This window comes from Chryseobacterium pennae (genome assembly GCF_003385515.1).
GTDB classification, from domain to species: Bacteria; Bacteroidota; Bacteroidia; order Flavobacteriales; family Weeksellaceae; genus Chryseobacterium; species Chryseobacterium pennae.
Map to the genome: position 1 here is coordinate 1 of NZ_QNVT01000035.1, position 14,574 is coordinate 14,574.

At 35.5% G+C, this 14,574-nt stretch carries 13 protein-coding genes; 4 read left to right on the forward strand and 9 right to left on the reverse strand.

Annotated features, from left to right (window positions below; genetic code table 11):
* Nucleotides 1-125: 125 nt before the first annotated feature.
* On the reverse strand, nt 126-1,019 hold the full coding sequence (locus tag DRF65_RS25170; protein ID WP_115973464.1) for an SMP-30/gluconolactonase/LRE family protein: 894 nt from the start codon (nt 1,017-1,019) through the stop codon (nt 126-128).
* A gap of 258 nt (nt 1,020-1,277) precedes the next feature.
* Between DRF65_RS25170 and ccoG the strand changes: the two genes are divergently transcribed.
* The gene (gene ccoG, locus DRF65_RS25175) at nt 1,278-2,720 is read left to right on the forward strand and encodes a cytochrome c oxidase accessory protein CcoG (protein ID WP_115973465.1); all 1,443 of its coding nucleotides are present in this window, start codon (nt 1,278-1,280) and stop codon (nt 2,718-2,720) included.
* A 94-nt stretch (nt 2,721-2,814) separates the two neighbouring features.
* On the opposite strand, the gene DRF65_RS25180 is transcribed toward ccoG, so the two are convergent.
* A complete protein-coding gene (locus DRF65_RS25180; RefSeq protein ID WP_115973466.1) occupies nt 2,815-3,693 on the reverse strand; it encodes an AraC family transcriptional regulator in 879 nt (292 codons plus the stop codon).
* Between the two features lie 118 nt (nt 3,694-3,811).
* Nucleotides 3,812-6,484 (reverse strand): zinc-dependent metalloprotease, encoded by a 2,673-nt coding sequence (locus DRF65_RS25185; RefSeq protein WP_115973467.1) that lies wholly within the window; start codon nt 6,482-6,484, stop codon nt 3,812-3,814.
* Nucleotides 6,485-6,664: 180 nt separating this feature from the next.
* Between DRF65_RS25185 and DRF65_RS25190 the strand changes: the two genes are divergently transcribed.
* Both DRF65_RS25190 and DRF65_RS25195 read left to right on the forward strand, forming a co-directional pair.
* A complete protein-coding gene (locus tag DRF65_RS25190; protein WP_115973468.1) occupies nt 6,665-7,009 on the forward strand; it encodes a MerR family transcriptional regulator in 345 nt (114 codons plus the stop codon).
* 164 nt (nt 7,010-7,173) lie between these two features.
* A complete protein-coding gene (locus DRF65_RS25195) occupies nt 7,174-8,457 on the forward strand; it encodes a helix-hairpin-helix domain-containing protein (RefSeq protein WP_115973469.1) in 1,284 nt (427 codons plus the stop codon).
* A gap of 87 nt (nt 8,458-8,544) precedes the next feature.
* Here DRF65_RS25195 and DRF65_RS25200 read toward each other — a convergent pair whose 3' ends face one another.
* From DRF65_RS25200 to DRF65_RS25225, 6 genes are all read right to left on the reverse strand, one after another.
* Nucleotides 8,545-9,768, reverse strand: coding sequence for a YncE family protein (locus DRF65_RS25200; protein ID WP_123947433.1), 1,224 nt, complete (start codon nt 9,766-9,768; stop codon nt 8,545-8,547).
* Nucleotides 9,769-10,047: 279 nt separating this feature from the next.
* On the reverse strand, nt 10,048-10,770 hold the full coding sequence (gene rluF / locus DRF65_RS25205; RefSeq protein ID WP_115973471.1) for a 23S rRNA pseudouridine(2604) synthase RluF: 723 nt from the start codon (nt 10,768-10,770) through the stop codon (nt 10,048-10,050).
* Between the two features lie 28 nt (nt 10,771-10,798).
* The gene (truB, locus tag DRF65_RS25210; protein WP_115973472.1) at nt 10,799-11,497 is read right to left on the reverse strand and encodes a tRNA pseudouridine(55) synthase TruB; all 699 of its coding nucleotides are present in this window, start codon (nt 11,495-11,497) and stop codon (nt 10,799-10,801) included.
* A gap of 21 nt (nt 11,498-11,518) precedes the next feature.
* A complete protein-coding gene (locus DRF65_RS25215) occupies nt 11,519-12,337 on the reverse strand; it encodes an undecaprenyl-diphosphate phosphatase (protein ID WP_115973473.1) in 819 nt (272 codons plus the stop codon).
* 95 nt (nt 12,338-12,432) lie between these two features.
* Nucleotides 12,433-12,729, reverse strand: a complete 297-nt coding sequence (locus DRF65_RS25220) for a DUF3098 domain-containing protein (protein ID WP_115973474.1) — start codon at nt 12,727-12,729, stop codon at nt 12,433-12,435.
* Between the two features lie 2 nt (nt 12,730-12,731).
* The gene (locus tag DRF65_RS25225; protein WP_115973475.1) at nt 12,732-13,631 is read right to left on the reverse strand and encodes a cell division protein FtsX; all 900 of its coding nucleotides are present in this window, start codon (nt 13,629-13,631) and stop codon (nt 12,732-12,734) included.
* Between the two features lie 91 nt (nt 13,632-13,722).
* On the opposite strand from DRF65_RS25225, the gene rsmA reads away from it, so the two are divergent.
* Nucleotides 13,723-14,493: a 16S rRNA (adenine(1518)-N(6)/adenine(1519)-N(6))-dimethyltransferase RsmA gene (gene rsmA / locus DRF65_RS25230; RefSeq protein WP_115973476.1), complete on the forward strand. Its 771-nt coding sequence runs from the start codon at nt 13,723-13,725 to the stop codon at nt 14,491-14,493.
* The last annotated feature ends 81 nt before the right edge of the window (nt 14,494-14,574 follow it).

A 14,574-nucleotide genomic window follows, 5' to 3' on the forward strand; every position in this document is an offset into this window, starting at 1 on the left:
TTGCAAACTGATCTATAGAATATTTGCTGTGGTAAAAAGAGAGGAACCTTTTGTAAATTTAACAAGATATAATTTGCATATGTCTTAGAATACACTAATAATATTTATGCGTTCGTGGCAAAATTTTATTTGATCCCCCTCACTCTCATCGGAAAAGTATACACCGATTTTGAAGCGGTAATGAATAAAATATCATTATTTTCTCCTCCGAATGTCACATTGGAAGTCCATTTTTCAGGAATCGAAATGTGATAAATTTTCTTTCCTTCACGGTTAAAAACATGTACTCCGTCTCCGGTTAAATAAAGGTTTCCGTGTTTGTCCAACGTCATTCCATCCGAACCCATTTCACAGAAAAGCTTTTTCTCTGATAACTTTCCTTCTCCCAGAATATCATACACATAGGTTTTTCCGGCATCAATGTCTGAAAGGTACAGTTTTCTTAGTTTTTCACTTCCTACAATTCCGTTGGGTTGTGTGAAAGTGTCTAATTTATTAATCTTTCCATTCTTATTTCTGTAATAAAGGCTTTTATTAGATAATTCCTGTTTGAAATCTATCCAGTAATCTCTTTCATATAAAGGGTCGGTAAAATACATTCCCCCAAAAACATCATTCCAAACATCATTAGGACCGTTTAATCTTTTCCCTTCAAAATCTTTAAACAGGACTTCTACTTTTTTATTTTTTGAGATCTTCCACATCTCTCCACTATCATCGGAACAGGTAATCAGGAAACCATCTTTATCAAAATGAGTTCCGTTTGCCCTTCCTGTTTTATCTAAAAATTCAATGATCTGATTACTTTTCCAGTCCCAGTAATAGATCTTATCATTAGGCTGATCGGTAAAATATACATTTCCTTCTTCATCGGTTGACGGGCCTTCTGTAAAGCTAAACTTATCAGAAACCATTTGTGGTTGTACACCTTCATAAAACATTTTACTACTATTTACTGATTGACAGTTTACTAATGCGAAAACCACACCAATCAAACCTATTTTACATATATTCTTCATACTTCATTTTTAGATATGCAATTTACGATATGCTTTATCGATTTCAAAAATATTTTCATCCTTTGATTTATGATTAACCAAAATATAAAATGTCCCAATTGTACTATTTTTGAAGTAGATCATATTAGTAGTTGAAGGATATAATCCAGAGCTTTGCAGTAGAGGAATCAATACCGTTTATCTATAGAGATTCAGCTTGGAAAACAGATATTGGTTCGGATGAAAAATATTACCAAAATACTTTTATAGCATACGATAATGAGCGCAGAGTCCAACAACATCAAATCCCTGGAAATTGAAAATGAAGATTTTAGAAATTCGGTAGGAACAATGGATGAGACCGGAAAAAGAAAATGGATCTTCCCCAGAAAGCCCAAAGGTAAATATACCAATTACAGGAACTATACCAGTTACGCTTTACTTGCCCTTTTCTTTGGATTGCCTTTTCTAAAGATTAATAACAATCCTTTCTTCCTATTTAATGTTATCGACGGGAAATTCTTTATTATTGGACAGCCGTTTTATCTTCAGGACTTTTTTATCCTTGCCCTTGGAGCTGTTACCTCTGTTATCTTTGTCATGCTGTTTACCGTAGTTTTTGGAAGAATATTCTGTGGCTGGCTATGTCCTCAAACTTTATTTATGGAAATGGTTTTCCGTAAAATAGAATACTGGATTGAAGGTGACCGAAACAAACAAATGAAGCTCGACAGACAGGAGTGGGATGCCGAAAAGATCAGAAAAAGAATTACGAAATGGTCTGTATTTATTTTGATTTCTATGGTCATCTCTACTTTTATGTTCATGTATATAGTAGGTTATGAACAGGTTTTTCAAATTATGATTGAAGGACCGGCAGAACATCCTTTAAAGTTTGTCACCATGATTTTTTTCACGATGACTTTCTACTTTGTTTTTGCATGGCTTCGTGAGCAGGTATGTACTCTGGTTTGTCCTTATGGAAGACTTCAGGGAGTTTTAATTGATAAGCAGACGATCAACGTATATTATGATTTTAAAAGAGGAGAAGGCCGTTCAAAGTGGAGAAATAATGAAGATAGAAAAGCGGCTGGTAAAGGAGATTGTATAGATTGTAATCAATGCGTTGTAGTCTGCCCTACGGGAATTGATATCAGACATGGACAACAATTGGAGTGCGTAAACTGCACAGCATGTATTGATGCCTGCGATGAAGTAATGGATAAAGTAGGCCTGCCAAAAGGATTAATCCGTTATGCCACTGAATCTGAAATTGAAAATCGTGAGAAATTCAAATTCACTTCGAGAATGAAGGCTACTACTGCCATTCTGGCTCTATTAGTCGGGTTCCTTGGCTTTTTAATGTATGACCGTGGATCTATGGAAGCTAAGTTCATTAAGCCAGCAGGCTCTACTTTCTTCATTAAAGACGGTAAAATCACCAATACTTTTATTTATACCCTTCTGAATAAATCGAATGAGAAAAAAACACTCACCATTAAAGTGATAGCCCCTGATAATGCTGAAATTACTTACTTCGGCCCTGAGAAAATTATTCTGAAAGGCGACCAGATCTTAAAAGGAAATATCAATATCTCTTTCCCTGAAGATAAAATCAAATTTTCCAAGCAGAATATGGTTATTGGTGTTTTTGACGAGAAAGGAGAATTGGTAGATTCGTTTGATACTACGTTTGAAGGACCATTTCAACTGGCGTTGTAATAGATTAGGAAAACAAGAGATTCAAATATTTGTGACAGACGTGATAAAAACTAATAACCAGCTTTTAAATATTGAACTTTGAATCTCAAACAAATCAGGCCTTATATTTCCTCATAAACTGAGTAGGGGTCATTCCGGAACTTTTCCGGAAGACTCTTACGAAGTAGGAATATTCTTCATACCCCAGTCTGAAAGCAATATCAACAAGGTTCTCATCAAGGTACATCAACATTCTTTTGGCCTCCAAAACTACCCGTTCGGTGATCACTTCTGTAGCTGTTTTCTGTACTACAGCCTGCACGGTTCTGTTCAGGTGCTTTGAAGAAATCCCTAATAACGATGCATAATAGGCAATTGATTTATGTTCCGTAAAATGTTGTTCAATAAGACTTTCAAAATCCTGATAATGCTTAAAATAAGAAAGCCCGGCAGAAGAAGTCAGTGTATCAAAATCCCTTGAAAATAACCGGGTGGAGTTGATAAAAATCTGAGACATTAATGAGAGAATAAGCCCATTTTTCATCAAACTGTCAGACTGATGCTCATTTCCCAATTCCTGAAATAACTGAATATTCTTCGCCAATTCTACTTCATCCAATTGCTGTTTTCTGGGAAATGATACGGATCCGAAAAAAGGAAAATTTCTCAGTTTTTGATTCACATAATGCATTTCATAAAATTCCTGAGAACAAAAGAAGATATAACCATCTATATCTGCTGACAGTTCCCAACTGTGAATCTGTCCTGGTGAGAGAAAAAACAGACTTCCTTCCGACACATCGTACCTTTGGAAATCAATCTCATGAATACCGGTTCCTTTGGTAAAAAGTACAGCAGCATAAAAATCATGCCTATGAGGCTTTTCTATGTGCTGATGTCCCACAACCAAATGGTTTTTCATGGTATTAAAATAAAAATCTGAAAGATTCTTACCCTGAAAAAGATCAATATGAAGAACGGAAATAGAATTCATCCTATAAAACGGATTAGTAAATGGATGATAAAAATACTATAAATAAAGCCAAGCTACAAATTCGATACAAAAAAAGGACCGGCTATTGCCGATCCTCCTTATAATATTTTATAAATAATTATTTTATAACCAGTTTACTGTTGTATACTCCTTTTGAAGAGCTGATGCTGATGACATATACTCCTTTCGGTACATTAACATTCAGTTCTTTGGTATTATTTCCTTCACTTTGATAAGCTGATGAATAGATCAGTCTTCCGCTTGAATCAAATAAAGTAACTTTCACCTCACCTCTTATATTCTGAGATTTAATAAAGAAATTACCATCACTCGGATTAGGGTATACTTTAATACTCTCTGCTAATGGAGAAGAGACTTCTCTGGTGGCAAGAGTCTGAGTTTCCCTTGTACATACTTCGAGTGACCATCCATTGATGGTTCCGGCATTACCTGCATTATTATCTGTTGCAAAAAGCTTCCATTCTCCTTGTGCCGAATGACCTTTAAATATACCCAGAGATTCATTTGATTTAGCACCTCCCTGAACTGGAGAAATACAGTTCACCGCTGCTCCGGAATCACTGAATGAAGCTGTAATTCCCGATTGCCCTGAGCACTGTCTGTTCCAGAAAAGAGCTGATGATCCTACCGGACTTTCAATACCAATAGCCAACTGGCTTACACTTGGATGAACAACAGTTGGAGTCACTTTTATTTTCGTAATAGTACCATTATTATTAACCATTAAAGGAATTGTTATTCTTGGTGCTGATATACCGCCGCCGCCAGGGCCGTCTGTAACCGCTACAGGTCCTCCACTGTATGTATAGGTATTACAGTTTTCACCAGTTACATTATAATCAATTACAAAACTAGGACTCACTGTATAATAAATATTATCAACCGCCTCAATCAGAATATAGGCATTGGCAGACTTAGAGCCGGATGGTATCACGATTTCTTCACTCCCGTCATTGGGAGTATTGGCCAAAATAACACTAAATGTCTTGCCACCGTCTGTAGATAGTTTAATATTTACATTAGCAGTATTTACCGGTGCAACATTTGTACCGGCAACATTCCAGGTAACATTTACAGATGCTCCTGAGCTTAATGACTGGCCAAAAACAGGTGCTGTTATCTGAAAAGGCCCTGACACAGCATCTACTGTTATTGTCATTGCATCTTTTGAGACTTGGGGCTGCAAAGGATTATTATTTCTTACGGTAGCTGCAAAATTAAGGTTTCTGGCTACACTTGATACACTTTCCCAACGGGTTGATAAAACACCTGCCAATACTTTATTAAAATCCGGAAAATATCTTACCAATGAGTTTACAGGAGCAAATGATCTGAAAGTAGGTCCTGTTGGTTTTGCAGGGTAAGCTGAAGAAATATCACCTGCACCAATCTGAGCTGCTGCAGCCTGATCAGTTTGTTCCCAAATATATGTATAAGAAGCATTGTTCGCATCGGTAGTAGATGCTTTTAAAACAAATGGTGTTGATTTAGGAATTGTATAATCCAGTCCGGCATTAATATTGGGAGCAGGATCTACAAAAGGAGTATTTGTACCACAAGTAAGGCTGTTTAATTTAGTTCTTATCTGGCTGATACTATTGGTATGATAGTAATCATTGGAATTAAACTGAACATCAGAAGCCGTAGTAATCCCGGTATATGCCATTATGGTACTTCCGCTTCCAGGTTCTACCTTTTGGTCTGCCTGCGAAGATCTATAGGTATAAGAATGTCCAGCTCCCAATTGATGCCCCATTTCATGAGCGACATAGTCTATATCAAATTTATCTCCTTCCGGAAAATTGTGAGCAGTCCACCCTGCTCCTTTTGAATTATTATTACAAATAACCCCTACTCCGGCAGATCCGTTACCTCCTTCTTTATCAATCAGATGTCCCATATCATAATCTGAAGCAGGAATTCTTGCTGAGATCTGTGCGTGGGCTTCATTAGGACCACCATTTGTATAAGGATCAGACGCTGGATCTAAGAAAATAACACTATCATTATTGGCAATCAGGTTAAAATGAAAAGAAAGATCCTTCTCAAAAACACTGTTAAGCCGGGTAAGGCTAGCATTCATAGCAGCCACAATTACAGCTTTTTTCTCAATATCAGTTGCTGTAGCAGGAGTTCCGGCAGCAGTTAAATGATACTGGGCATATTCTCCTGTACAGGATAATGCCAATCTGAAAATATTAAATCCTGCCGCTTTTTTATTTACAGCATTGTTTTTTTTTTCGGCTGCATTCTTTTCTACATCTTCTATTGTAGAGCATTCAAACGGATCTTTTTCCTGACCTCTTCTTGCATTGGAATCAAAAACAGCATAAACAGTTCTGTCTTCAGTATAGGGTTCTATAAATTCAGAAATTCCAGAGCGGGTGATCATTGAGGAAAATCCCACCGGAGACAAACTGAATCTTAAATATACGGAAGGGTCCTCCAATGCAGTTCCTACATACGATTTAATATCAGGATATTTTGCCTGCAATTCCGGAGCCATATTGGAATATTCCCAAACCTGGAATTTCTCCAATCCTCCTTTAGCCGTTGGAAGAGAGATAATTGTTCCTTTGGGGCTTGAAAAGCGCGCTGGTGTATTTTTAAGACTCTGTCTGAACTGGTCAGCATTGAGTGAATAAAGTCCTGCAAATTCGAGTTTTTCCTGTGATTTCTTAACTTTTTGATTCCTAATTTCGGTTCTTGTCCACTGAGAAAATCCAAAGAAAGGAATCATCAATGCAAAAATAAATAAATGTTGCTTCATATCATTATATTTTTTTGTGTTTCACTAAGTTATAAAAAAAACCATTCATTTTTTTATTTTTTTCACAACATCATGATATTTTATTCTGGTTAAAAAAAACGGGGTTATGACAGGACTTTTCAAGATATATTTGGATGAAACTTTAAAAAATTTTTATCTTTGAAGTTTAGGAGTTGTAAAATGAAAATAAATTTACCTGATAAACTGTATTATTCTATAGGAGAAGTTGCTAAAGCATTCGATGTAAATACTTCATTAATACGCTATTGGGAACAGGAATTCCCTATCATCAAACCTAAAAAGAATAAAAAAGGGAACCGTTACTTCACTCCTGAAGATATCAAGAACCTACAGATGATCTATCATTTGGTTAAAGAAAAAGGATACACACTTGATGGTGCACGAGTGGCTCTGACTACCAACAGTAAAATTTCAGAAACCATTACCATTATTGACCGTCTTGAATTTGTAAAAGCTGAACTTTTAAAACTGAAAGAATCGCTGGGTGAAAATGATTCTGAATAAGAGCTTTTCTGTTGCCGTTTTCTTCAAAATATCTCTTTAAATATTTCTACACCAAAGGATATAAACGTTTAATTTTAAATAAATTACAATTTTTTATATTCTAAAATCAACCATTTTAGTTCTGGCTATTGCAATGCATGGTTTTTATCAATATGTTTATACACATGATGAGAAAAAACTATTACCAAAAACTGGCTTTTATGGTCATTTTACTGACTATTTTATTAGCCTTCCAGAAATACACCAGCAAGGACAAGGACACTTTTCCTGAAGTAAAATTTATTGCCAATTCTTCTGTTTCAGCCAATCTATCTGATTTTGATCCTAATAGTCTGAATCAGGAACAATGGCAAAAACTCGGATTTTCTGAAAAACAGATCACAACGATTCTTAAATATAAAGATATTGTGGGCGGAACATTTACATCAAAGGAACAGCTGAAAAAATGCTATGCAATTTCCAACGAAAAATTTGAAGAATTAAAAAAGTTTATTCTCCTTCCTGAAACGGCTGAAAAAAATAATCCCAAAAAGTTTAGCAGTTTTGTAAAGAAGGAAGTCATTGTTAACGGGAAATTCAATCCTGATATTGTTTCTGCTCAGGACTGGATCAAAATGGGTTTCAGTGAAAGGCAGGCAGAAGCCATTATAAAGTATAAAAATTATCTGGGCGGAAGTTTCATCAGCAAAGAGAAATTCAGAGAATGTTTTATTATTTCCCCTGAAAATTACAGCAAACTGGAACCCTATTTACTATTACCTGTGAAAACTCCGGAAAGTTTTAAAGCTGTCGGTACTCGTTATCCGGAAAAGATAAAGGTGCAATATCATACTTTTGACCCTAACAGCCTGGATGTTAACGGATGGAAAAACCTTGGGTTTTCGGAAAAGCAGGCTCAGATTATCATCAATTATCGTGACAGAAACCTTCGGGGCAACTTTAAAAGTCCTGAAGATCTTCAAAAATGTTTTGTCATTTCTCCGGAAAAATTTCAGGAGATTAAACCTTTCATCAGGCTCAGTCCTGAGGCAATAAAGAAAGAAGAAATTAAGCAGGAAAAAACAGATTTTGCGAAAACAGACCTCAATACTATTACCTTCAGACAGCTTATTGAGTTTGGACTTGATGAAAAGAGCTCAGGTTCAATTATTGGCTTCAGAAAAAAGCTGAGAGGTTTTGTCAATAAACAGCAGATTTTAGATACTTATAATATTGATAAAGATTTAGTTCAAAAGTTAATCAATATTGCTCCGTTGGACATCTCCGGCGTTCCTAAATATACTTTAGCTGATGCCCCTGAAGAATGGCTGAAAGATCATCCTTATTTCAAATATTCTGCGGACAGGATCATCTTCTACCGGATTACCTATCCTGATGATAAGAAGATTTTAAAATTTTTGAAATTAAAACCAGAATATGAAGAAAGGATGAAATTATATTTAAAATAACAAAAATACCATACCGGTTAATGCAAAACTATCCAAAACAGATCTTCTATTTCGGATAGTTTCTAATCTGAAATATCAGTTTATACTTTAGTGATGCATATAATTACTCGGCCCATTGGTACCTTCAATGGATTCGGGCAGTATTCCATATTTGGAGCGTAAATTAACTGTACCCAAGGTTTTTCCAGTCTGAATTTCAATGACACTAATGGTGCCGGAATTTAAGTTTGGAATATCCAGCAGATTATTTTGTACGGCTACCACTTCTTTTCCTTTTTTGGTTTTAAAGAAAACCATATGATGCGCTCCTTTATCTGCAGTAAGGGTTTTTAAAAGTTTTAGTTGAGGAAGATTACTGATGTCAAAAACCAGAACTTTTCCGGGATCGGCAAAACTTACATACAGCCTGTTGTTATCATCAATATACATTTCGAGAGTCCAGCCTAAGCCTTGTGTACTTCCGTCAAATATTTTGGTAAAAGCATCATATTTCTTAGTTGCAGCGTTATATGGAGCAATCCAGATATCTCCTCCAAGCATGGTTGTAGCAAGAGCATATTGCGGAAATTGTCCACGAAGCAATAAAACCTCAACAGGGCTTGACAAATCAGTTGGTGAGTCTGCAACCTGATAGGTCTCTTTTAACTCATACGTTTTTAAATCTATCAAAGTACAGGTATTTCCAAAACCACTGGTAAGATCCGGATGAATAGTTGAAGTTACCATCATCAGCCCTTTTTCTTCATTAACAGAAATACCATGCGGGTACATAATAAATTTATTGGGATTGTCCTGAATTGGAGCTTTAATGGTTTTGATAAGCTGATTGTTATTAGCATTAAAAACACCTACACTTCCATCTTTCAGCCCTCCTGCTCCTCCCATAAAGGTCATAAAAAACCTTCCGTCATTGGTGAAAAATAAGTTTTCGCCTACCGTATTTTCGCCTGTGTCAATTGGGGTTGCACTCACTAATTTTGGTTGTCCGTTTTTATCTTTTTCAGTTTTCACCTGATAGAGATAGCTTCCTCCTAAAGCTGTTGTATATAATTTGTTTGCATTCTGGTTATAATAAAGATGGTGAGGCAGAACACCGGCACCTAATTCAAGTTTACTGCTGATATTTCCGAAATCGGGAGCTTCCGGATCCAGCTCTATGACCGCTATTCCATCAGATTGTCCTGTCAGACTTCTATAATCGATATAAAAAGCTGTATCATGGGGAAGTTCTGGGTTATGATTATCATTTTGACAATTAGAAAATGGAAGTAAAATGACAAGTAAAAAAACGGGATTAAATTTTAATTTCATGGTTTTCAGGTTTTTAGTATTTTCCATTATAAATATAATACAATTTGACTAAAAAACTAAAAATATTACACAAATATGTGAATATTTATAAAAAGTAATCCTTTTAAGATCTTTTAAACCAACTTTCTATACAGCAATGGGCATGATAATCCGTATAAAAATCTATGCAAAATAGGATAAAACAGATACTCTGCTTTACTTTTGGTTCAGAAAAACAAATAAAAAAGATGGCAAGAAGAAATTTTCTACCTGCCATCTTTTTTATTTTATACTATACTCTTAATCGATTGTTTTAGTTGAATCTGTTAAAAGAGAATTTAAATTGCTAAGCTCATCATCTGTTAAATCTCTCCATTTTCCTACGGGAAGATCAAGCTTGATATTCATGATGCGGATTCTTTTCAGCTTTTTTACATCATAGCCAAGGTATTCACACATTCTACGGATCTGCCTGTTGAGTCCCTGAGTAAGAATAATTCTGAAATTCATATCATCAATCTTTTCCACCTCACATTTCTTTGTGACTGTGTCCAAAATAGGAACTCCATTTCTCATTTTTTGAAGAAACGTTGGTGTTATCGGTTTATCTACCCGCACCAGATATTCTTTTTCGTGATTATTTCTCGCCCTTAGAATTTTATTTACGATGTCTCCATCACTGGTTAAGAGGATAAGTCCTTCACTGGGTTTATCAAGTCTTCCGATCGGAAAAATCCTTTTAGGATGGTTGATATACTCTATAATATTGTTCTGTTCGCGTTTTGTATCGGTAGTACATACGATTCCTACCGGTTTATTAAAAGCAATATAAACAGGCTTATCCTGTGGCTCTCTGATAGGCTTTCCGTCTACTTCCACCAGATCTTCATCAGAAACTTTGGTTCCCATTTCAGGTACTTTACCATTAATCTTTATTCTGCCTTCCTCCAGCAGCTTATCTGCTGCTCTTCTTGAACAGTATCCTACTTCTGATAAATATTTATTAATACGTGTCTTTTCCATTAGTCTCTACCGTAATTGGTATCATTTTTCATTCACCTTGAAATCTGAAATCATTGTTTAAAAACTGATCTGTAGCATCTTCAATTTTATAATCTCCGATTTTTGTTCTTCTCAATTGAGTAAGGTAAGCACCTACTCCTAATTCCTGCCCTATATCATGGGCCAAACTTCTTATATAAGTTCCTTTTGAACATCCAACTGTAAAGCTTATCAAAGGAAAATCTATTTTAATATCGTTGAGATAGTGAATCGTTGTCTTTCTGAATTTCATTTCCACTTCTTCTCCTGCTCTTGCCAGATTATAGGCTCTTTCCCCATCAATCTTTATGGCAGAGTATACAGGTGGTTTTTGTTCAATTTCTCCAACAAATTTTTCTAAAACCTCTTTCACCTGATCTTCTGTGATATGCGAAAAATCCTGATGAAGAATTTCCGGCTTTTCAGTATCATAGGATTCAGTTTGTACTCCTATTTTAATTTCTGTCCAGTATTCTTTAGGTGCATCCTGAATTTCAGGGATCTTCTTTGTGAATTTCCCGCAACATACGATCAGAAGCCCCGTAGCTCTTGGATCCAGAGTTCCTGCATGTCCGATTTTAAATTTTTTAGGAAGATCAAACTCCCTTTTAAGTTTATATTTCATTTTATTGACAGCCTGAAAGGAAGTCCAGTCCAAAGGTTTGTCTAATAAAAATATGTATCCTGATTTCAGTTCTTCCGCCGTCATGAATGGATATATGAATATTTTTTATTTAAAGAAATAAAAGTAGATTAATAAAGCAATTCCAACAAAAATACGGTACCATCCCCAAGGTTTGAAACCATATTTATTAAGCACCCCAATAAATGCTTTGATCGCAATTAATGCTACAATAAATGCCACCACATTTCCGATTACGAAGATCATGATGTGATCCTGTGACGCCATAATCATTTCATATCCTTTCTGTGGATTAGCAGTTTCTTTTCCCCAGGTCTTTACAAAAACCGAATATACAGTTACCGCCAGCATGGTAGGTACTGCAAGGAAAAAAGAGAATTCTGCCGCAGCTTTTCTGGTAAGCCCCTGTGCCATTCCTCCAATAATGGAAGCTGCACTACGGCTGGTTCCCGGCATCATCGCAAGACACTGCCAGAATCCTATGGTTATTGCTTTTTTTATCGTAATTCCTTTTTCATCATCAATGGTAGGGTTTTTAAACCATTGATCTGCAAACAGTAAAATAACCCCTCCTAATACCAATACTGAAGAAATTGCAATCTGATTTCCCAGAATAGCTTCAATTTTATCATCAAATAAATATCCCAGAACCAATGCAGGAACTACGGCAAAGGCCAGTTTAAAGTAAAACTGAATGTTATTCAGATCAAAAAACTTTTTCCAATAGGCTACTACAACTGATAGAATGGCTCCAAACTGAATGGATACCTGAAACATTTTCAAAAATTCATCATCAGGCATTCCCAATAAATTGGCTGTGAATCCCATATGTGCTGTAGATGAAATAGGAAGATATTCCGTAAGTCCTTCTACAATGGCAATAATAATTGCTTTAATTAAATCCATATTCTTTTACAAAAATTAAAAGATTAAGAGATTGAGAGATTTAAAGCAGGGCTCTAAATTTCTTAATCTCTTAATCTCTAAATATAAATTTCTATTTATTTCCTTTTTAAGATCGCGTAGACTTCTATTACAAAACCTATCACAACAAATAGCGGAGCGATTCTGATTCTTCTGATGGAGAAGATATCGTCATTCCATGAGTTAGGATCAAATTTACCGTCTACGGTATTAGCATCAGGTCCCATCATCAAAAGAAATCCTACCACAATAAAAGCTAACCCGATCAACATCCATTTAAAGTTCTGCTGTCCGAAATAGAAAGCATTTTCCTGTGGTACTTCCGCTTCACTTCCGAAGTCTGAAGCAGAAAGTTTATTTGTTTTTTTGCTCATTTTTAAGAGTAATATAAATCGTCAACGTTTGATTTTAAGAATCTCCATGTAGCAAAGATAGTACTTAAGACAGAAATAAAAATTCCTACTCCTAATACTAAAATTACTAACCAGACATACTGATTATTGTCCTGTACAAAAGCCGATCCGATCTGGCTTGTGAAATAATACCAAATACCACCTAAAGCAATAAGACCAATTAGAGAACCAATGGCCCCTAAAATAATCGCTTCAATGATAAAAGGTTTAAGGATAAATCTTCTTTTCGCTCCTACCAGCTGCATGGTTTTAATAATAAACCTCTTGGAGAAAATTTTCAGACGGATAGAGTTATTGATCAACACTACTGCCAATACTAAAAACAGCAACGAAAATCCAAAAATCCATTTTAAGATTCTGCTCAGGTTGTTGTAAACATCCACCATCAAAGTACTGTCGTTCTTCACATCAATGATACCCGGAACCGACTTGATCACCTTGATAGCTTCATCAATTTTCGCAGGATCTACATATTCAGGTTTTAAAGCAATTTCGATAGACGACGGGAAGATATTTTCTTCAAACAATGCGTCACTATCAATTCCCATACTCTTTTTGGCTTCTGTGGCAGCCATGCTTCTGGAAATATAGGTTGCTTTTTTTACAGGAGCTAACGTCTGTACCTTTTTAAAAGTTTCTTCCTCTAGTTTTGCAATTTTCACAGAGTCTTTAGCATCATAGTTTTCATCAAAGTAAGCATTCACTACCAACTGCTCTTTGATATAGTCAGAATACTTCTGGGCATTAATTAAAATAAGCCCCATTAATCCTAACAAAAATAACACTAAGGCAATACTTATCACTACTGTAATATTGCTGGACCGAAGCCTTTTCTTATTAAACTCATCTACAGATTTAGCCATTAATATTAAAATTTTTGGCTAAAATAGAAAAAATCTTCCGAAATTTGGGACGAAATAAAGAAAATCATTGTTAATAAAATCATAAAAAACTTTGAGTGTAAAAGCAAAAAAACATCTTGGGCAGCACTTTCTGACAGATGAAAATATCGCAAGAAAAATCGTAGAAGGTCTTAGTTTTGAGAACTATAATAATATTATGGAAGTAGGTCCCGGAATGGGAGTTCTTACCAAATATCTTCTTGAAAAGGAACAGAACATTTATCTTGCAGAGATCGACACAGAGTCCATCGAATACCTGAAAAACAACTATTCCAAAGTTACGGAAAATACTTTTGTAGGGGATTTCCTGAAACAGGACTTTAATTTTATCAAGGATGAGCAGATTGCTATTATCGGGAACTTTCCGTATAATATTTCATCGCAGATATTATTTAAGATCGTTGACCATTACGAAATGATTCCCGAAATGGTAGGAATGTTCCAGAAAGAAGTAGCTGAAAGAACTGCTGCGGTTCCAAGAACCAAAGATTATGGTATTCTTTCTGTTCTTATTCAGGCCTACTATGACGTATCCTATATGTTTACGGTTCATGAGAATGTCTTTAATCCGCCACCAAAGGTAAAATCCGGAGTAATCCGCCTTACCAGAAATCCTAAAGAAGGTCTGGCCGGTAATGAGGTTCTTTTTAAACAGATAGTAAAGACAGGCTTCAACCAGAGAAGAAAAAAACTTTCCAATGCATTGAAGTCATTGGTTATACCTGAAGCCTTGAAAGGTCATGAATTTTTAGATAAAAGAGCAGAGGAACTCAGCGTGTATGATTTCATCCACTTTGCGAATCTCTGGAAAGAAAACCAATAAGACATATAACAAAAAGTTCCTCATTAAGGAGCTTTTTTATGAAATTTATTTAAATAAAGCCTTTCTGACTGAAAGGCTTTA